The organism is Actinosynnema pretiosum (genome assembly GCF_002354875.1).
Classification (GTDB): Bacteria; Actinomycetota; Actinomycetes; order Mycobacteriales; family Pseudonocardiaceae; genus Actinosynnema; species Actinosynnema auranticum.
This window is the reverse complement of record NZ_CP023445.1, coordinates 6349430-6367971: the sequence shown is the minus strand read 5'-3', so window position 1 is coordinate 6367971 and position 18542 is coordinate 6349430. Positions and strand designations below refer to the sequence as shown.

The 18542-nt window shown below is 72.4% G+C and carries 19 protein-coding genes; 17 read left to right on the top strand and 2 right to left on the bottom strand.

Annotated features, from left to right (window positions below; genetic code table 11):
- Nucleotides 1-30 precede the first annotated feature (30 nt).
- Nucleotides 31-672, top strand: coding sequence for an NUDIX domain-containing protein (locus CNX65_RS27055; RefSeq protein WP_096496271.1), 642 nt, complete (start codon nt 31-33; stop codon nt 670-672).
- Nucleotides 673-1135: 463 nt separating this feature from the next.
- Entirely contained in the window at nt 1136-1546 is a 411-nt protein-coding gene (locus CNX65_RS27050) for a DUF2752 domain-containing protein (RefSeq protein ID WP_232520032.1), read from the top strand.
- Nucleotides 1547-1659: 113 nt separating this feature from the next.
- Here the strand turns inward: CNX65_RS27050 and CNX65_RS27045 are convergent, their stop codons facing one another.
- A complete protein-coding gene (locus CNX65_RS27045) occupies nt 1660-2244 on the bottom strand; it encodes a DUF1707 domain-containing protein (RefSeq protein ID WP_096496270.1) in 585 nt (194 codons plus the stop codon).
- An 82-nt stretch (nt 2245-2326) separates the two neighbouring features.
- Between CNX65_RS27045 and xerD the strand changes: the two genes are divergently transcribed.
- The 11 genes from xerD (at nt 2327) to CNX65_RS26990 (ending at nt 10781) form a co-directional block, all read left to right on the top strand.
- Nucleotides 2327-3226 carry a site-specific tyrosine recombinase XerD gene (gene xerD, locus CNX65_RS27040; RefSeq protein WP_096496269.1) on the top strand — a complete coding sequence of 300 codons (900 nt, stop codon included), beginning with the start codon at nt 2327-2329 and terminating at the stop codon, nt 3224-3226.
- A 147-nt stretch (nt 3227-3373) separates the two neighbouring features.
- Complete coding sequence (locus tag CNX65_RS27035) at nt 3374-3724, top strand: ArsR/SmtB family transcription factor (RefSeq protein WP_041838389.1); 351 nt, start codon at nt 3374-3376, stop codon at nt 3722-3724.
- 92 nt (nt 3725-3816) lie between these two features.
- On the top strand, nt 3817-4785 hold the full coding sequence (locus tag CNX65_RS27030; protein ID WP_232520031.1) for a ParA family protein: 969 nt from the start codon (nt 3817-3819) through the stop codon (nt 4783-4785).
- Nucleotides 4782-5300, top strand: a complete 519-nt coding sequence (locus CNX65_RS38410; RefSeq protein WP_096496267.1) for a hypothetical protein — start codon at nt 4782-4784, stop codon at nt 5298-5300. Before CNX65_RS27030 ends, CNX65_RS38410 begins: the two co-directional genes overlap by 4 nt.
- A gap of 107 nt (nt 5301-5407) precedes the next feature.
- Nucleotides 5408-6235, top strand: a complete 828-nt coding sequence (locus tag CNX65_RS27020; protein WP_177154698.1) for a segregation and condensation protein A — start codon at nt 5408-5410, stop codon at nt 6233-6235.
- Complete coding sequence (scpB, locus tag CNX65_RS27015) at nt 6163-6813, top strand: SMC-Scp complex subunit ScpB (protein WP_232520030.1); 651 nt, start codon at nt 6163-6165, stop codon at nt 6811-6813. The genes CNX65_RS27020 and scpB overlap by 73 nt, the downstream gene beginning before the upstream one ends.
- Nucleotides 6794-7546, top strand: coding sequence for a pseudouridine synthase (locus CNX65_RS27010; RefSeq protein ID WP_096496264.1), 753 nt, complete (start codon nt 6794-6796; stop codon nt 7544-7546). Before scpB ends, CNX65_RS27010 begins: the two co-directional genes overlap by 20 nt.
- Before the next feature lie 394 nt (nt 7547-7940).
- Nucleotides 7941-8141, top strand: coding sequence for a hypothetical protein (locus CNX65_RS27005; RefSeq protein WP_096496263.1), 201 nt, complete (start codon nt 7941-7943; stop codon nt 8139-8141).
- 180 nt (nt 8142-8321) lie between these two features.
- The gene (locus CNX65_RS27000) at nt 8322-9089 is read left to right on the top strand and encodes an ABC transporter permease (RefSeq protein ID WP_096498023.1); all 768 of its coding nucleotides are present in this window, start codon (nt 8322-8324) and stop codon (nt 9087-9089) included.
- A complete protein-coding gene (locus CNX65_RS26995) occupies nt 9086-9895 on the top strand; it encodes an ABC transporter permease (RefSeq protein WP_096496262.1) in 810 nt (269 codons plus the stop codon). The genes CNX65_RS27000 and CNX65_RS26995 overlap by 4 nt, the downstream gene beginning before the upstream one ends.
- A gap of 1 nt (nt 9896) precedes the next feature.
- A complete protein-coding gene (locus CNX65_RS26990; RefSeq protein ID WP_096496261.1) occupies nt 9897-10781 on the top strand; it encodes an ABC transporter ATP-binding protein in 885 nt (294 codons plus the stop codon).
- Nucleotides 10782-11585: 804 nt separating this feature from the next.
- Here the strand turns inward: CNX65_RS26990 and CNX65_RS26985 are convergent.
- Nucleotides 11586-12788: a 4-hydroxybenzoate 3-monooxygenase gene (locus tag CNX65_RS26985; protein WP_096496260.1), complete on the bottom strand. Its 1203-nt coding sequence runs from the start codon at nt 12786-12788 to the stop codon at nt 11586-11588.
- 190 nt (nt 12789-12978) lie between these two features.
- Here CNX65_RS26985 and CNX65_RS26980 point away from each other — a divergent pair, with 190 nt between their 5' ends.
- From CNX65_RS26980 to CNX65_RS26965, 4 genes are all read left to right on the top strand, one after another.
- On the top strand, nt 12979-14016 hold the full coding sequence (locus CNX65_RS26980; RefSeq protein ID WP_096496259.1) for an ABC transporter substrate-binding protein: 1038 nt from the start codon (nt 12979-12981) through the stop codon (nt 14014-14016).
- A 266-nt stretch (nt 14017-14282) separates the two neighbouring features.
- On the top strand, nt 14283-17459 hold the full coding sequence (locus tag CNX65_RS26975) for a sensor histidine kinase (RefSeq protein ID WP_096498022.1): 3177 nt from the start codon (nt 14283-14285) through the stop codon (nt 17457-17459).
- Nucleotides 17456-17878, top strand: coding sequence for a roadblock/LC7 domain-containing protein (locus tag CNX65_RS26970; protein WP_096496258.1), 423 nt, complete (start codon nt 17456-17458; stop codon nt 17876-17878). The genes CNX65_RS26975 and CNX65_RS26970 overlap by 4 nt, the downstream gene beginning before the upstream one ends.
- A 38-nt stretch (nt 17879-17916) precedes the next feature.
- A complete protein-coding gene (locus CNX65_RS26965) occupies nt 17917-18504 on the top strand; it encodes a GTP-binding protein (protein WP_015804120.1) in 588 nt (195 codons plus the stop codon).
- Nucleotides 18505-18542 lie beyond the last annotated feature (38 nt).

The window sequence follows — 18542 nt, the reverse complement described above, 5'->3', positions numbered from 1 at the left end:
GCGGGTGGCGGCGCGGTGGATGATGGTGCGGTGAGCGAATCGGTGAGCGGCAGGCACGTGTTCGACGTCGTCGGCACGCGGGACGTCCACGTGGGACGGGTCGTGGCGCTGCGCGTGGACGAGGTCGCCATGCCCGGCGGCGGGACGGCCAAGCGCGAGGTCGTGGAGCACCTGGGCGCGGTGGCCGTGGCCGCCGTGGACGAGGACGGCGCGGTCACCCTGATCCACCAGTACCGGCACCCGCTGGGCAAGCGCATCTGGGAGCTGCCCGCCGGGCTGCTCGACGCCGGTTCCGAGACGCCGCTGGCCGCGGCGGAGCGGGAGCTGGTGGAGGAGGTCGGGCTCGCGGCGGGCGACTGGGTGACCCTGGTCGACGTCGCGGCCTCGCCGGGGTTCACCGACGAGGTCGTGCGGGTGTTCCTGGCGCGCGGGCTGACCGAGGTGGACCGGCAGGTGCTGGGCGAGGAGGAGGCCGACCTGCAGGCGCGGAAGTTCCCGCTGGACGAGGCCGTGGCGATGGCGCTGCGCGGCGAGATCGTGAACGGCGCGGCGGTGGCCGGGCTGCTCGCGGCGCAGGCCGTGCTCGCCGGGCGGGCCGAGCCCCGGAGCGCGGACGCGCCGTTCGAGGACCGGCCCAGCCGGTTCGCGGCCCGGAGCGGGCAGCAGGGGTGAGCGGGGCCGCCTGAACGGGCGGGGACCGGCTGACCTCGGCCGGGAGCGCGGAGGTGGTGCGGGCTCGGCCCTCGCCAGGGACTCCGGCTCCCGGCCTTCGCCTTGCGGGGCGGGAGTTGCGGGCGGGGGCGGCGGGCGGGGCGAGCCGCTCCTCGAGCTCGGCGACGCGCGCGGGCGGGGTGGCGCGCGGGGCGCTTACCGGGTGCGGGGCCGGGGGGCGCGTCGGGCGTGCTGGCGCTCACGCGGTGGTCTGGGCAGGGGGTCGTCGGGCGTGCCGGTGCTCACGTGGTGGCTGGAGCGGGGGTGTCGGGCGTGCTGGCGCTCACGCTGTGGCCGGGGCGGTGGGTCTCGGGCGTGCTGGCGCTCACGCGGTGGTCGGCGCGGGGGGCTCGTCGGGCGTGCCGGTGCTCACGCGGTGTCCGGGGTCGGGGTGGGTGTCGGACCCGCGGTGCACAATGGTGCGGTGGGGGTTGGTCTGCGGGGTCGCCTCGGCGCGGCGTGGAAGCCGCTCGCGGTCGCGGGTGGGATCGGCGCGGCCGGGGGCGTGCTGCTCCTCGTCGACCCCAACGAGCCGGGGTCGTGGTTGCCGCCGTGCCCGCTGCGTGCCCTGACCGGGATCTGGTGCCCGGCCTGCGGGGCCACGCGGATGGCGCACGCGCTGCTGCACGGGGACCTCGCGGCGGCCTGGCACTTCAACGCCGTCGTGCTCGTCGCGGGCATCCCGCTCGCACTGTGGCTGTGGGGGCGGTGGTTGCGCGCGCGGCTGCGCGGGACGCCCACGCCCCAGGTGCCGCCGGTGGTGGGGAACCTCGTGATCGTGGTGTGCGTGGTGTGGATGCTGGCCCGGAACCTGCTGTCGATCGGGGCCGTCTAGCCCGGAGATCGGCCGTCCCGGCGGTCGGCTGCTCCGCGGCCGTGTCCGGGCCTGGGCGGACCCGGACGTGCGCCCGCGCGCGGCGGAGCGGTCCGCCGCGCCGCGTCGCGAGGTCAGTCGCGCAGCTTGCGGCCGTTGCCGTCGGTGCCGCCGCCGATGAGCAGGATGATGCCGTCGATGAAGCTCCAGATGCCCGCGCCGCCGCAGGTCAGCAGCTGGGCGATCGCGATGCCGTAGTCGCCGGTGTAGAAGCGGCCGACGCCGAAGTAGCCCAGCAGGACCTGGAGCACGCCCGCGACCATCTTGGACTTGTCCGACAGCGGCGCCCCCGAGACCGGGTCCACGCCGTACGGCGCGTACGCGGCGGGCGGCACGCCGTACGGCGGCGTCACGTAGATGGGCGTCCCGAACTGCGCGGGAGGGGGCTCGTGCGGCAGCACCGCGCTCTGGTGCGCCTGGAACGGCGGCGGGGTCGGCTGGCCGTAGCCGAGGGCGGGCGGCAGGAACGGCGGGTGCGGCACCGGCAGGTCCTGGAACAGCTCGGCCAGGTCCTGGACGGTCTGCGCCGCCGTCGCCGCGCCCACGCGCTGCTCGTACTCGGCTATCTCCAACCTGCCCGCCGCGAAGTGCTCGTTCAGCGCGGAGATCGCTTCCTCGCGCTGCTGGGTGCCGATGCGGAGGCGGTGGGGTTCTGACACACCGCAACGGTATCCGAGCGGAGTGCCGAAGAGGGCCGTACTGTGCGAACGTGCCGATCTTCGTGGGACCAGCGGGGGAGCCGTGCCCGGCGTGACCCCCGCCGACGCGGTCACCGCCTACCTGGACCACCTGGCGGTCGAGCGCGGCGCCGCCCGCAACACCCTCGACTCCTACACCCGCGACCTGCGGCGCTACCTCGCGCACCTGGAGGCCGCCGGTCTCGGGCTGGACGCGGTCACCGAGGCCGTCGTCGGCGACTTCCTGGCCGGGCTGCGGGAGAGCGGCCTCGCCGCCTCGTCGGCCGCGCGGACCCTCGTCGCCGTGCGCGGGCTGCACCGCTTCGCGCACCGCGAGGGGCTCACCGCCCGCGACCCGGCCAAGGACGTGCAGCCGCCCGCCGCGCCGCGCAGGCTGCCCAAGGCGCTGCCCGTCGCCGACGTGCTGCGGCTGCTCGACACCGCGGGGGACACCCCGGCCGCGCTGCGCGACCGGGCGCTGCTGGAGCTGCTCTACTCGACCGGCGCGCGCATCTCCGAGGTGGTCGGGCTCGACGTGGACGACGTCGACGCGGCCGAGCGCACCGCGCTGCTCGACGGCAAGGGCGGCAAGCAGCGCGTCGTCCCGGTGGGGCGGCCCGCGCTCGCGGCCGTGGAGGCGTACCTGGTGCGGGCGCGGCCGGTGCTGGCCAAGCGCGGCGGGCCCGCGCTGTTCCTCAACGCCAGGGGCGGGCGGCTCAGCAGGCAGAGCGCGTGGCAGGCGCTCAAGACCGCCGCCGAGCGGGCGGGCGTGGCCGCCGAGGTGTCCCCGCACACGCTGCGGCACTCGTTCGCCACGCACCTGCTGGAGGCGGGCGCGGACGTGCGCGTGGTGCAGGAGCTGCTCGGGCACGCCTCCGTGACCACGACGCAGGTGTACACGCTGGTCACGGTGACCACGCTGCGGGAGGTGTACGCGACGGCCCACCCCAGGGCCACCGGGTGAGTGCGCCGGGGCGGTGGCCGTCCCGCGCGGAATCGCGCTGGTTCGCGGAACCACCGCGCCGCAGGATCGTTGCCCTTTCAGGAGAGGGGTGGCGGCCCGCCCTCGCCGGGGGGCCGCCGCGAGTACCGTGTCTGCCGGGTGACCGCGATGGGGGAGGGGGTTGTCGTGGTGGGGCTTCCGGAGCCCGAGCGCTCCGACATCGAACTGGGCTCGGTGCTGCACGCGCTGAGCGACCCGACCAGGCTCGCCGTCGTGCGGCAGATCGAGGCCGAGGGCGAGCGGCTGTGCGGGGGGCTGAGCGTCGAGGTGGCGAAGTCGACCCTGTCCCAGCACCTGCGGGTGCTGCGCGAGGCGGGGCTGACCAGGACGCGTGCCTGCGGCAACCAGCGCTGGGTGTCGCTGCGCCGCGACGACCTCGACCGGTTGTTCCCCGGACTGCTGGACGTGGTGCTGGCCGCCGCGTCGAGGGGGCGCGACCGGGAACCGGTGGCCGGGTGAACCGGGTTCCCGCGCGCCCGGCGAGGCGCGTTGCCGCTGACCACCTGGGCACTTAGGCTTCGCCCAGGGAGAGAACTAGGAGTCGGGGAGAGATGTCGTCACCGGAGCAGGTGGGCGAGGGGGAGCACCCCGCGCGACCACCGCGAACCGGTGTGCGGAAAGCATCGGTGGACCTGAGCCTGGCCCCGCACGCCGCGCCGCTGGAGGAAGAGGTCCCTGACCAGGCCGTCGGCGAGATCGGGCCGACCGGCAGGCCGCTGCGGTTCGTGGCCGACCCGCCCGAGCTGGTCCACCACGGACCGGCGAAGATCCTGGCCATCTGCAACCAGAAGGGCGGGGTGGGCAAGACCACCTCGGCGATCAACCTGGGCGCCTCGCTCGCCGAGCACGGCCGCCGGGTGCTGCTGGTCGACTTCGACCCCCAGGGCGCGCTGTCGGTGGGGCTGGGCGTGCACCCGCACCAGCTCGACCAGACGATCTACAACGTGATCATGGAGCGGGACGTCGGCGTCCAGGACGTGATCATGGGCACGCCGGTGGACAACATGCACCTGCTGCCCAGCAACATCGACCTGTCGGCGGCGGAGATCCAGCTGGTGTCCGAGGTGGGGCGCGAGCACACGCTGGTGCGCACGCTGCGGCCGGTGCTGGACCTGTACGACTACGTGCTGGTGGACTGCCAGCCCTCGCTCGGCCTGCTCACGGTGAACGCGCTGGCCGCCGCCGACGGGGTGCTGATCCCGCTGGAGTGCGAGTTCTTCAGCCTGCGCGGGGTGGCGCTGCTGATCGACACCATCGAGAAGGTCCGGGAGCGGTTGAACCCCAAGCTGGAGATCACCGGGATACTGGCCACCATGTACGACCCCCGCACCCTGCACTCCCGCGAGGTGATGGCGCGCGTGGTGGAGGCCTTCGGCGACGTCGTCTTCGACACGGTGATCAACCGGACCGTGCGGTTCCCGGAGACCACCGTCGCAGGCGAGCCGATCACCCGGTGGGCGCCGCGCTCCGCGGGCGCCCGCGCCTACCGCGCCCTGGCGCGCGAGGTGATCGCCAGGTGACCCGTCGCCCCACCTTGCCGGGCGCGTCGGAGCTGTTCCGCTCGACTGTCGCGTCCCAGCCTGCCGTCACGTCCCCGTCCGTCACGTCCCAGCCCGTCACGTCCCAGTCCGGCGCGTCCCCGTCCGGCTCCGCCTCCGGGGAGTCCGAGGTCGTGCTGACGGCCCGCACCGCGCTGCCCCCGAGGACCGAGCCCGCCGCCACCGCGGTGGGACCCGACGCCGTCGGCGTGGTGGGCCCGAAGGTGGTGGGCGCGGACGTGGTCGGCGCCGACGACCCGGCCGCCGACAGCGGGCGCCGGGGGAGCGGGCGGGAGAAGCACAGCACCAAGTTCACCGTGTACGCCTCCGACGAGGAGCTGCTGGCGCTGGAGCAGGCCAAGCTGGTGCTGCGCGGCAGCCACGGGCTCGTGGTCGACCGGGGCCGGGTGGTGCGCGAGGCCATCGCGATCGTGCTGGACGACCTCGAAGGGCGCGGCGACGACTCGCTGCTCGTGCGCAGGTTGCGCGAGCGGTGAGCGGCGGCACCACGGCGGACGGCACCGGCGGCGCCGGTGGCACCACGGGCGACGTCACGTCCGCGCCCGACACCCCCGGGGGTGATCGCCCGGCGGACCGCGAGGCCGTGCCCGACACTCGGCCCGTGGCCGACGAGGTGGCCGACGGGCGGTTCAAGGTTCGGCTCACCAACTTCGAGGGGCCGTTCGACCTCCTGCTGCAGCTGATCTCGCAGCACACGCTCGACGTGACCGAGGTCGCCCTGCACCGGGTCACCGACGACTTCATCGCGCACATCCGGGGCCTCGGCGACGCCTGGGACCTGGACGAGACCACCGAGTTCCTGGTCATCGCGGCCACCCTGCTCGACCTCAAGGCCGCCAGGCTGCTGCCCCAGGGCGACGTGGAGGACGAGGAGGACCTGGCGCTGCTGGAGGCGCGGGACCTGCTGTTCGCGCGGCTGCTCCAGTACCGGGCGTACAAGCAGGTCGCGGCCCTGTTCGCCGAGCTGGAGCAGGGCGCGCACCGGCGGTACCCGCGCTCGGTCGCGCTGGAGCGGCGGTTCGAGGGGCTGCTGCCCGAGGTGATGCTCGGCGTCGACCCCCGGCGGTTCTCCGAGATCGCGGCCGTGGTGTTCCGGCCCAAGCCGCCGCCGACCGTGTCCACCGCGCACGTCCACCAGCACCGCATCTCGGTGCGCGAGCACGCGGCGCTGCTGCGCGAGCGGCTCGCCGAGCTGGGCACGGCCACGTTCACCGAGCTGGTCGCGGACTGCGAGAACACCCTGGAGGTCGTGGCGCGCTTCCTGGGGCTGCTGGAGCTGTACCGGGAGAAGGTGCTGGCGTTCGAGCAGCCCGAGGCGCTGGGCGAGCTGAGCGTCACGTGGGTCGGCGGCAGCCTCGAGGAGGCCCGCGCGGTGGCGGCGGACGACGACGAGGACGAGGAGTACGGGTGAGCGTGACCGACGACGCGGAGGCGTCCGCCGTCGACCTGTCCGACGACGCGGAGTTCGAGAGCGCGCTGGAGTCCGTGCTGCTCGTCGTGGACACCCCGATCGACGAGCAGCAGCTCGCGGGCGTGTTCGAGCAGCCCGCCCGGCGGGTCAGGGCGACCCTGCGGCGGATGTCCGAGCGCTACACCGCCTCGGGCAGCGGCATCGACCTGCGTAGAATCGGCGACGGCTGGCGGTTCTACACGAGGGACCGCCACGCGCCATTCGTGGAGAAGTTGCTGCTCGACGGGCAGCGCGCCAAGCTCACGCGGGCAGCGCTGGAGACGCTCGCCGTGATCGCCTACCGGCAGCCCGTCACCAGGGCGCGCGTCGCGGCGGTCCGCGGCGTCAACGTCGACGGGGTGATCCGCACGCTGGTCGCGCGCGGGCTCATCGCCGAGGCGGGCAACGACAACGACACGGGTGGCATCCTTTACCGGACTACCGAACTGTTCCTGGAGCGGTTGGGGCTGGCGTCGCTGACCGACCTGCCCCCGATCGCTCCCCTGCTGCCCGAAGTGGATGCGATCGACGATGTCTGACCCCGGTTCTGAAGGCGTTCGGCTCCAGAAGGTGCTGGCCAAAGCGGGGATCGCCTCCCGGCGGGTCGCCGAGGAGCTCATCGAGCTCGGCCGCGTCCAGGTGGACGGCGAGGTGGTGCGCGAGCAGGGCCGCCGCATCGACCCCGACAAGGCGGTCGTGCACGTGGACGGCGTGCGCGTGGTGCTCCAGGAGGACGTCGTCACGCTCGTGCTGAACAAGCCGCGCGGGATGCTGTCCACCATGCACGACGACGCGCACCGGCCGTGCGTGGGCGACCTGCTGGTGAACCGCAAGGAGCGGCTGTTCCACGTCGGCAGGCTGGACGCCGACACCGAGGGCCTGCTGCTGGTGACCAACGACGGCGACCTCGCGCACCGGCTCATGCACCCCTCGTACGAGGTGCCCAAGACCTACCTGGCCGAGGTGCCCGGTCCGATCCCGCGCGACCTGGGCAAGCGGCTGCGCTCCGGCGTCGAGCTGGAGGACGGGCCGGTCAAGGTGGACTCGTTCAAGCTGATCTCCTCGCTGCCCGGCAGGGCGCTGGTGGAGGTCGTGCTGCACGAGGGGCGCAAGCACATCGTGCGGCGGCTCCTGGAGGCCGTGGGGCACCCGGTGCAGACGCTGGTGCGCACCGCGGTGGGCGAGGTGCGGCTGGGCAACCAGCGGCCCGGCTCGCTGCGCGTGCTGAACCGGCAGGAGGTCGGGTCGCTGTACAAGGCCGTGGGCATGTAGGTCGACGGGGTTCGTGCGAGAGCGCTCTCGCCGACGCGGGGCCGCACCGGTTCGCCGGGGCGGCCCCGTCGCGCGCTCCGGGCCGGGGCGCGGATCCGCGGGACCCGGCGCGCGTCCCGGATCGCGACCCGTTCTCGGGGTCCCGTCGCGTGTTCCGGCCCCCGCGCGACTGCTCCGCGCGGGGGAAGTTCCACTCAGCGGAAATGGATCCGGGTGGTCGCGCGCGGGTTGTGGGAGCGTGCCGGACGGCTCGGGCGCGGTGGCGCGCTCCCGGCCGGGAGCGGGCGGGCGTTCGGGTGAGGGGCGGTCCCGGTCCCGGCGACCGGGCGTCCGGCGCGCCCCGCTCCCCGGTCCCCGGCGCGGGGTGGTCCGCTCCGCGCGGGCGGGTCGTCCGGTGTGGACCGCGCTGTGGTACCGCGTGCGCGGTTGTGCCGAGCAGTTCGAGGAAATCGTTCGTCCGGTGACCGGAATGGACGGCTGCGGCGCGTTGTCCGAGGCGTTCGGCGGGGGCCGTGGAAAACTGATCGTGAATTCGTCCTCTGTGGACGAGAAGCGAGTTTTCCCGGCTATCCAGGGGATCACCCGGATGCCGTAGGGGCCTCCTGCCTGGGCAGTAGTACTCACTGCTGTGGTTGCGGTGGCTTCAGTGTGCAGCGAAGTCAAATCGGCCGGATCGGGGGGCGAAGTTTTCTGCTCCCTTATTGTGGCAACCCCGTTCGACTCTCTAGATTGGCCGGGTTGGCTCGGGTTGATCAACTGGGAAGAGGCGTTGCGCGTGCGTGCGCTAACCCGAGGACTGCTCGGTGCGGCCGGGTTCCTCGTCATCTGGGAGCTTTTCGGCCGATCTGGCCTGGTTCCCCAGGAGTACCTGCCGCCGCCCTCCGTGGTGGCGGTCGAACTGCTCGCCCTGCTCGGGGACGAGACGTTCCTGCGCGACGTCGTGGCGACCGTGCTGGCGCTGCTCATCTCGGTCCTGCTGTCCGTGGGCGTCGCCGTGCCCGCGGGTCTGGTCCTGGGCAGCGTCGCGTCGGTGCGCCACGCGACGCGCGCCGTGGTGGAGTTCCTGCGCCCCATCCCGTCGGTGGCGCTGATCCCCCTGGCGATCGTCGTGCTGGGCCTCGGCCCGGAGATGAAGATCGCCCTCGCCGTCTACGCGGCGGTGTGGCCGATCCTGTTCAACACCATCTACGCGCTCGACGAGCTGGACCCCCTGCTCGTCGACACCGCCCGCGTGTTCGGCGCCGGCCGGGTGCGCGTGCTGCTCTCCGTGGCGCTGCCCAGCGCGCTGCCGTTCGTGTTCACCGGCATCCGGCTGGCCGCGACGACCTGCCTGGTCGTGCTGGTCAGCGTCGAGATGCTGGCGGGCGGCGCGGCGGGGATCGGCGAGTTCGTCATGGACGCCCGCAGCGGCGCGGGCCGCATGGACCTGGTGCTCGCGGGCACCGTCGTCGCGGGCGTGCTCGGCTACCTGGTCAACGAGGGGCTGGAGCGCGCGCAGCGCCGCTGGGTCCGCTGGGGCTTCGCCGCGGGGGGCAGGTCGTGAGGGCGCTGTCGGGTTTCCTCCAGCGGTGGGTGGTCTTCGGCTGCCTGGTCCTGGTGTGGGAGGCGGTCACGTTCCTCGCGGACGACCCGTTCTTCCCGCGCCCCACGGTGATCGCGGACGCCGCCGCGCAGCTGTGGCTCAGCGGCCCCGCCGAGACGCTGTTCCTGACCGACGTGGTGTTCGAGCACCTGGTGCCCAGCCTGACCCGGCTGCTCACCGGGTGGGGCATCGCCGCCGTCGTCGGCGTCGCGCTCGGCCTCGCGCTCGGCCGCTCCGAGCGGGCCATGGAGTACGCGGGGCCGGTGCTGACGTTCATGCGCTCCATCCCGCCGCCCGCGCTGGTGCCGGTGTTCCTGCTGCTGTTCAACATCGGCACCTCGATGCAGCTGGCCACGATCGTCTTCGGCGTGCTGTGGCCGATCCTGCTCAACACCGTCGACGGCGCCCGCTCCGTCGACAGCACCAAGACCGAGACGTCCGAGGTGTTCCGCATCCCGCGCGCCCAGTGGGTCCTCGGCGTCGTCCTGCCGTCGGCCGCCCCGAAGATCTTCGCCGGTCTCCGGGTCAGCCTGTCGCTGTCGCTCGTGCTCATGGTCGTCTCCGAGCTCGTCGGCACCGACAACGGCATCGGCTCGCAGCTGCTGCTCGCCCAGCGGCAGTTCGACTTCCCCGGCATGTGGGCGGGGATCGTCCTGCTCGGCGTGCTCGGCTACACCCTCAACACCGTGCTCCTCGCGCTGGAGAACCGGGCGCTCGCCTGGCAGCCCAAGCGCGAGGGGCGCACCCCCGCGACGGTGGAGGATTGACATGACCGCGATGCTCGAGGTGGCCGCGCTCGGCCACACCTACCAGGGCAAGGACGGCGCCCACACGGCGATCGACGACCTCTCCTTCACCGTCGGCGCCGGTGAGCTGGTCTGCGTCGTCGGCCCCTCCGGGTGCGGCAAGTCCACGCTGCTCCGGACGATCTCCGGGCTGGTGCGCCCCAGCCGGGGCGCGGTGAGCCTGCACGGCGCCGCGGTCAAGGGCGTGCCCGACGACCTCGCCGTGGTGTTCCAGGACTACAGCCGCTCGCTGTTCCCGTGGCTGACGGTGCAGAAGAACGTGGAGTTCCCGCTGCGCAGCTCGGTCGGGCGGGCCAAGCGGCGGGCGCGCGCGGCCGAGGCGCTGGAGTGGGTCGGGCTGGCGGCGGCGGGGCGCAAGTACCCGTGGCAGCTGTCCGGCGGGATGCAGCAGCGGGTGGCGATCGCGCGGGCGCTGGCGTACCGGCCCGCCCTGCTGCTCATGGACGAGCCGTTCGCGTCGGTGGACGCGCAGACCAGGTTCGAGCTGGAGGACCTGCTGCTGAAGATCCGCACCGAGCACGACACGACGGTGCTGGTGGTCACGCACGACATCGACGAGAGCGTGTACCTGGGCGACCGCGTGCTGGTGCTGTCGACCTCGCCCGCGTCGGTGGTGGCGGACCTGCGGGTGGACCTGCCCGCGCCGCGCGACCAGATCACCACGCGCGAGTCGGACGTGTTCGTGGGGCTGCGGGCGGAGGTGGCGCGGCTGCTGAACGTGGGCAAGCCCTCGCCCGCCCGGCGCCCGGCGCCCGGTCGGCGGGCCGCTGACGGGCAGGCCGCGAGATGGGCGGCGGAGGAGCGCGCCGAGGTGGAGAGGGGCGCCGCGCAGCGCTTGGCGCGCTGACGGCTTCTCGGCGGCGCCGAGGTTCTTCCCCCTCGGGGGAGTTCGCGGGGCGGTTCCCGCGCGTCCGGTCCGGTGACCGGGGGCGCGGGGCCGCCCTTCGCGCTGTCCGGGGGGCGGGCGTCGCGCTGGTGGTGATCAAGGGTGCTGCGGGGTAACGGGAATCACGTGGTCGGACGATCAAGACCGCTGCGCGGCAACGGGAATCGCGCGGGTGGACGGTCAAGACCGCTGCGCGGCAAGGGAACCGGGTGCGCGGGAGGCCGGGAGTGCTGCGCGGCAACGGGAGCGCGGCGCTTGGGCGCTCAGCGGCGCTGTGCGGCGTTGGCGCGCCGTGCCGGCCGCGGCAGGGCTGCGGTGGCGTTCGACGGCGCTGCGCGGCGTTCAGGGCGGTGCGCGCGTCGTGGGGCTGGAGTTGTTGCGGTGACGGGGAATCCGCTCGCCCGGCGGTGCTCGGACCGGTGCGGTCGCATCGGTCCGCCGGGGCGGAAACCGTTGCGGCGGTTGAAGATCCGGTGTCACGGAGGGTGGTCGCTGCGGGGTTCCGCCGGTGCGGGCGCATCGACCCGGTGCGGGGAATTCGTTGCCGCCACGGGGAAAGCGGGCCCGGTCGGCCGCGCGGGCGGCCTGGAAACGGGGGCGGCGCGCGCGGGGCGGGGGCGGCGCCGCGCCGTCCGGCAATACCGGTAAAGCGCGGGGCGCCGGGGGATGCGGTCCCCCGGCGTTCCGGTCGTGCCCGCCGGGTGGCCCACCCCGGCCCGATCGGGGCCGCACAAAGCGGGTGAGCCGATAAGCGGGGCGCCCGCGTCAGGGGCCCACGTAGTTCTGCGCGAAATACCCGACCGAGGACTTGGAATCGATCAGGTGTTCCAACCGGGCCTGGCCCAACCGGCTCAGGAACGGCTCAGGCGAACGGTGCAGCATGAAAACCATCCACTGTGAGAACTCCTGCGCACGCCAGACCCGGCGGAGGCACTTCTCGGAGTAGCCCTCCAGCCCGGAATCGTCGCCCGTTCGGAGGTACCCGATTAGTGCGGAAGCGAGCACCTCGGCATCGTGCAGCGCAAGGTTCATTCCCTTCGCGCCGACCGGCGTGATGATGTGCGCGGCATCGCCGAGAAGGTACAGCCGACCGAATCGCATCGGTTCCACGACGTGGCTGCGCATGTCCAGCACGCGCTTCTCGATGATCCTCCCCTCGGTCAACCGCCAATTGGAATCGCGCAGCGCCAAGCGCTTGTGCAACTCCGCCCAAACCCGTTCATCGGGCCAGTTGTCCGGCGAATCGCCGATCGGCACCTGGAGGTAGTAGCGGGAAACCGTGGAATTGCGGAGCATGTGCCCGGCGAAACCGTCAGGGTGCAACGCGTAGATCACCTTGTGGGTCGAGGGCGGGGCCTCGGCGAGCACGCTCAGCCACTCGATCCCGTGCTGGTGGGTGAACTCCTGCACGGCCCCCTGGGGGATGCTCTTCCTGGTCACGCCGTGGAAGCCGTCCGCGCCGCCGACGAAAGCGCACTCCAGCCGCTCCCGCTCGCCGGTCGCGGAGAGCCACGTCAGCACCGGTGACGCGGAATCCATCCCCGACAGTTCGACGTCCGACACCGAGAAGCGGATATCGCCGCCCCGCGCCAGGTAGTTGCCCAGCAGGTCGCGCACCACGTCCTGCTGCGGATACACGTAGTGCGTTTGCCCGCCGTAGAGCGCCGAGTAGTCCACCTCGAACGCCTCGCCGTTCACCCGGAACTCGCAGGCGCCATGTCGATCGGCTTCTTCCAGGAGCCGCCCGGCGAGTCCGTGCTCGGTCAGCATCTGCACCGCGCGGTGCTCCAGAACCCCTGCGCGCGGGCGTGTCTCGATGTACTCGCGCGTTCCCCGTTCCAGCACTGTGCAGGCAATTCCTGCTTCGTGGAGGAGGTTAGCCAACGTGAGTCCGGCGGGCCCCGCGCCCACGATCCCCACCACGGCTTCATTGCTCTGTACGGCCCATTCGGAGTGTTGATTGCTCACTGCCTACTCCTGCCTCTGGACAGCCTGTGCAAAGATGCGCACCGAAGGTAGTGGATCAAACCTTCAGATGCCCGGTCGAACGAGGGCTCGTGAGCCACTCGCATCACGAAGAGTGCCTCCGGGCCCGCACCCCCGCACGGCCGCGCGTCATGCCCCCGCAATCTCGCCACTCCAACGGGAGAAGTCCCCCATGACTCTCAGAGTCGGCCGTTCGGCAAGAAGGATTATCGGCGGCCTCTCCGCGCTCGCCATGCTCGCCGCGGTCTCCGGATGCGGCCTGCTCGGCGGTTCCTCCGAGGACGGCTCCGCGTCCGAAGGCGGAACCTCGACCGCGCCCGGCCAGGTCGAGAAGTCGAAGATCAAGCTCGGTCTGCTCAACATCCTCGACGTGGCCTCGGTCCACATCGCGATCAAGAAGGGCTACTTCAAGGAGGAGGGCCTGGAGATCGAGCCGGTCATCATCCAGGGCGGCGCCGCGGCGATCCCCGGTCTGATCTCGGGCAGCATCGACATCACCTTCGGCAACTGGGTGTCGTACTTCGCCGCCGAGTCCCAGGGCGCCGCGAAGGACAAGGGCGGCCTGAAGCTGATCTCGGACGGCTACCAGGCCAAGTCCGACATGTTCGTGATCGTCGCCGCGCCCGACTCGGGCATCAAGTCCCCCAAGGACCTCGACGGCAAGACGATCGCGATCAACACCTACAAGAACATCGCCGAGCTGACCGCCAAGGCGACCCTGGAGGCCAACGACGTCGACCCGTCGAAGGTCAAGTTCAAGGAGCTGGGCTTCCCCGACATGGAGGCCGCGGTCAAGAACAAGAGCGTCGACGCCGCCTTCATGGTCGAGCCGTTCATCGCCCGCTCGCACCGCGGCAGCGGCTTCACCACCGTCCTCGACGCGGCCTCCGGCCCGACGAAGGACATCCCGATCGGCGGCTACGCCACGACCGGCGACTTCGCGAGCAAGAACCCCAACAGCGTCGCCGCGTTCCAGCGCGCGATGGCCAAGGGGCAGAAGGAGGCCCAGGACCGCAGCATCGTGGAGCCGGTCCTGCAGGACTACGCCAAGATCGACAAGGACACCGCCACGCTGGTCCACTTCGGCGAGTACCCGACCTCGCTGGAGTCCAGCCGGTTGCAGCGGGTCGCCGACCTCATGCTGACCTACCAGCTGCTCAAGGAGAAGTTCGACGTGACCCCGATGATCGTGTCGGGCTCGGCGGGCTGACGGCGCCGGGGAGCCCGCGCGCCGGGCTCCCCGCACCTCCCCGGTGCGCCGGACGGGTGACGAAGGCGGGACCAGCCCCCGCCCAGGGCCCACCGGAGCGCGGGGACGTGCTGATCGACTTGTGAACCACCGCCCCGCCGGGTCCGAACGGCGGTATGAGAAACCCGGTGGTTCCAAGAGTATCCAGCGGGTTTCCAAGGAACTCGGCCGGAACTACCTCATCATCATCAACCAAACTGGCTGGGGGGCTGGGGAGTGTGCTGACGGTGCGCGGTCACGACGACCACGCCTCCGGTGAAGGACGACCGGAGCGAACTCAACTCGACGCGGGTGCTCAGGGCAAAGCGCCCGACCCAGGGCCCGGCACCGCGACCACGCCCACCGCGGACCGGGGCATCTCCCGGTGGCGGCTGCGCAACTGGAAGCTGCGCAGCAAGCTCGTGGTGGTGCTCCTGGTGCCCGCGATGAGCACGCTGGCCCTCGCGGGCCTGCGGCTCAGCACCCAGCTCGACGACGTCGAGCTGTACGGCAAGGTGCAGCGCGAGCTGCAGTTGTCCGCCCAAGCAGCCGCCGTGGGGGACGCGCTGCAATTAGAGCGCGACGCGGCCGTCGGCTACGTCGCGGCAGGTCGCAAGACGAACCCCGACGCCACGGCGCGCGTCGGCGAGCTCAACACCAGATCGGGCAAGGTCGACGCCGAGGTCATGCGGCTTCGCGACGTCGGCGCGGCCACCGGCGACATCGACGACACCGTTCGCACCGCGTACGAGAAGTCGCTCCAGTCGCTCGACGGCCTCAACTCGCTGCGCAACACCGTCCTGGAGAGCCAGTACCCGGACGCCTCCGTCGCCAGCGCCTACGGGCAGCTGCTCGACACCCTGCTCCAGGTCCACCGCGCGACCTCCAGCAGCCTGAGCAACGAGCACCTCACCCCGCTGGTCGGCGCCAACCTCGCGCTGTACGCCGCGAAGGAGCAGCTCGCCCAGCAGAACTCGATCCTGATCTCCGCGGCGAACCGCAGCGAGTTCGGCCCCAACCAGGCCAACGCGCTGCGCGGCGCGCAGTCCAAGCTGGACTCCGCGATCACCGACTTCACCAACGTCGCGAGCCAGGACAACCGGCAGAACTACCAGGACACCGTGTCCGGCACGGCCGTCGACGCCCGCAACCGGCTGGTGACGCTCGCGCTGGTGCAGAACGACAACGGCAAGGCCATCTCCTTCAACGAGAACGACGCGCTGCGCGTCGGCGAGGACACCGCCGCCCTGCTGCGCCAGGTCTCGCTCGACATCGAGGACCAGGCCCAGCGCGAGGCCGTCCGGCTCACCGACGAGGCCAACGCGCTCGCCTGGCGCGACGGCGCGCTCGTGGCCGCCGCGCTGATCATCGCGTTCGCGCTCATGGCGGTCGTCGCCACCTCGATGCTGACCCCGCTGCGGGTGCTGCGCCGCACCGCGCTCGACGTGGCCCGCAACCGCCTCCCGGACGCGATCAAGCGCATCCGCACCCACCGCGACCCCGAGCGGGCCGCGGAGGAGTCCCTGGTGCCGGTGCCGATCCACACCACCGAGGAGGTCGGCCAGGTGGCCCGCGCGTTCGACGCGGTCCAGCGCGAGGCCATCCGCCTCGCGGTCGAGCAGGTGGCGCTGCGCGCCAACGTCAACGACATGTTCATCAACCTCTCCCGGCGCAGCCAGGCGCTCGTGGAGCGGCAGATCACCGTCATCGACCGGCTGGAGCAGGACGAGCAGGACCCCGACCAGCTGGCGAGCCTGTTCGAGCTGGACCACCTCGCCACCCAGATGCGCCGCAACAGCGAGAACCTGCTCGTGCTCTCCGGCACCACGGTCACCCGCCGCGTCACCAGGCCGGTGCCGATCACGGAGGTGCTCGGCGCCGCGGTGTCCGAGGTCGAGAAGTACGCCCGCGTGCACATCGCGCCCGCGCCCGACCTGCGCGTCCAGGGCCGCGTGGTCAACGACCTCGCGCACCTGATCGCCGAGCTGCTGGACAACGCGACCGCGTTCTCCAAGCCCAGCACCAAGGTGACCGTGCGGGCCATAGAGACCCGGCGCGGCGAGGTGTCCATCCGCATCCACGACCGCGGCGTCGGGATGCAGGAGCAGGACGTCGTCGAGGCGAACCTGAAGCTGTCCGAGCCGCCCGAGGTCGACGTGTCGGTGGCCCGCGAGATGGGCCTGTACGTGGTCGGCCAGCTGGCCAAGCGGCACGAGATCCACGTGTCGCTGCGCAACAACGACGACATCGAGGGCGGTGTCACCGCGCAGGTGCTGCTGCCCGCGGGCCTGCTGCACCGGGGCCCGGACCCGCAGGGCGGCGGCGGGCGGCAGAGCCTGCCGCTGGGCAGGCCCGGCGTCCTCGCGCTGGCCGACCCGCCGGAGGTGGAGGAGACCGGGGCCGTCGCGCTGTCCGGCCTGCCCAAGTGGAGCCCGGACCAGATGCCGTCCGCGTTCGGCGAGGCCGCGCCGGAGCACGCGTTCCGGGGCCAGCCGGGGCAGAACGGGGTGACGCCGCAGGAGACCACGTTCTCCGGCAGCTCGTTCTCCGGCACCTCGTTCGACTCGTTCGAGGACACCGGCGCGCACCGGCCGGTCGAGCACAACTCGTCCGCCGAGGGCCTGTTCACCGCGACCGTCAGCGAGACCGCGCCGCCGCGCGCGGGCAGCGACATCGACTACTCCTACCCGCCCGCGCAGCACCAGCAGCAGCGCGCCGTGCCCGCCCCCGCGCCCGCGGCGGTGGAGGACGACGCGTCCACCCAGCGCCTGCCGATCTACGAGGACGTGCTGTCCCGCTGGTTCCAGGGCGGCGACGAGGACTCCGGGGAGGCGCGGGTGCGGGGCGAGGGCAGGCGGGCGCGCGGCGAGCACGCGCTCCCCGACGAACCGGGGTCGCCGGACCACGACGACCTGGTGCTCGACGGCGGGTCCGACGCCGAGCGGACCGTGTTCGCCGAGCCCGTCGTGGACGCCCAGCCGGACCCGGCCCCCGCGCAGGCCTCCGGGCTCGGCGGCCTGCCCAAGCGGGAGCCCGCCCCCTCCAAGGTGTCCGCCGCCGCGGCCAACTGGGGCTCCTCCGACGACAACTGGTCGACGGCGAGCAAGGTGCTCAAGACCTCCGTCGACGAGTCCACCACGGCGGGCCTGCCCAAGCGCGTCCCCAAGGCGCGCCTGATGCCCGGTTCGCTCTCCTCCGCCTCGTCCACCACCGCGACCCAGGCGACCGTGCGCGCGGGGGGCCAGACCGGCCCGTCGTCCGGCGGGATCGCCACCGCGCAGGGCCCCCGGTCCGCCGACCGGTTGCGCCAGCGGTTCGCCACCTACCAGCGCGGCCTGCAGATGGGCCGCGACAACAACCAGGACGATGACAGCCTGCCCTGGGAGGGCCTGTCGTTCGGCAACTCAGACAAGGAGCAGAAGTGACCTCCGCAGCCGATGAGCTGGAGAACTTCAGTTGGCTGGTCGACGACTTCGTCAACCGGGTGGCCGGTGTCGCCCACGCGATCGTGGTGTCGGCGGACGGCCTTCTCCTCGCCGCCTCCGAACGCCTGCCCGTCGACCGGGCCGAGCAGCTGGCCGCCGTCGCGTCCGGCCTGGTGAGCCTGAACCTCGGGGCGGCGCGCTGCTTCGAGGCGGGCAACGTGAAGCAGACCGTGGTGGAGATGGAGCGGGGCTACCTGTTCCTGATGTCCATCAGCGACGGCTCCTGCCTGGCCGTGCTCGCCGCGCCCAACTGCGACATCGGCCTGATCGGCTACGCCATGACCAGGCTGGTCGACCGGGTGGGCGTGCAGCTGACCCCGGAGATCCGCTCGCAGCTGCACGTGGCGATGCGCAACTAGAGCACCACCCACCTCCTTACTAGGGAAAGCAGAGCAACATGAGCGGTGGAGCTCCAGCCGGCCGGACCGCCCCGACGACCACCTCGACGAAGATCGTGGTGGCGGGCGGGTTCGGCGTCGGCAAGACGACCTTCGTCGGTTCGGTGTCGGAGATCGTCCCGCTGACCACCGAGGCGGTCATGACGGAGGCCAGCGTGGGGGTCGACGACCTGTCCTCCACGCCCAACAAGGTGACGACCACCGTGGCCATGGACTTCGGCAGGGTGTCGCTGGACAGCGACCTGATCCTCTACCTGTTCGGGACCCCCGGCCAGCACCGCTTCTGGTTCATGTGGGACGACCTGGTGAAGGGCGCGATCGGAGCGGTGGTGCTGGTCGACACGAGGAGGCTGTCGGACGCGTTCGCGTCGATCGACTTCTTCGAGGACCGGGACCTCCCGTACGTGGTCGGGGTGAACTGCTTCGACGGTCTGCTGCACCACCGGGTCGAGGACGTGCGGGAGGCGCTGACGGTGGACGCGTCGGTGCCGATCATCCCGTGCGACGCGCGCAACCGGCAGTCCACGAAGCAGACGCTGATCACGCTGGTGGAGCACGCCCTGCGCAGGCAGCCGCTGTTCGCCTGAGCCGCCCGGCGCTCCTGCGGGGACGCCCCCGACCGCCC

What these genes read in the sequence shown, in the direction of transcription:
- CNX65_RS26990 (WP_096496261.1), top strand. Translation starts at nt 9,897, where the DNA reads ATGACCGCGATGCTCGAGGTGGCCGCGCTCGGCCACACCTACCAGGGC.
- CNX65_RS27030 (WP_232520031.1), top strand. Translation starts at nt 3,817, where the DNA reads ATGTCGTCACCGGAGCAGGTGGGCGAGGGGGAGCACCCCGCGCGACCA.
- CNX65_RS27010 (WP_096496264.1), top strand. Translation starts at nt 6,794, where the DNA reads ATGCGATCGACGATGTCTGACCCCGGTTCTGAAGGCGTTCGGCTCCAG.
- CNX65_RS26980 (WP_096496259.1), top strand. Translation starts at nt 12,979, where the DNA reads ATGACTCTCAGAGTCGGCCGTTCGGCAAGAAGGATTATCGGCGGCCTC.
- CNX65_RS27035 (WP_041838389.1), top strand. Translation starts at nt 3,374, where the DNA reads ATGGGGGAGGGGGTTGTCGTGGTGGGGCTTCCGGAGCCCGAGCGCTCC.
- CNX65_RS26965 (WP_015804120.1), top strand. Translation starts at nt 17,917, where the DNA reads ATGAGCGGTGGAGCTCCAGCCGGCCGGACCGCCCCGACGACCACCTCG.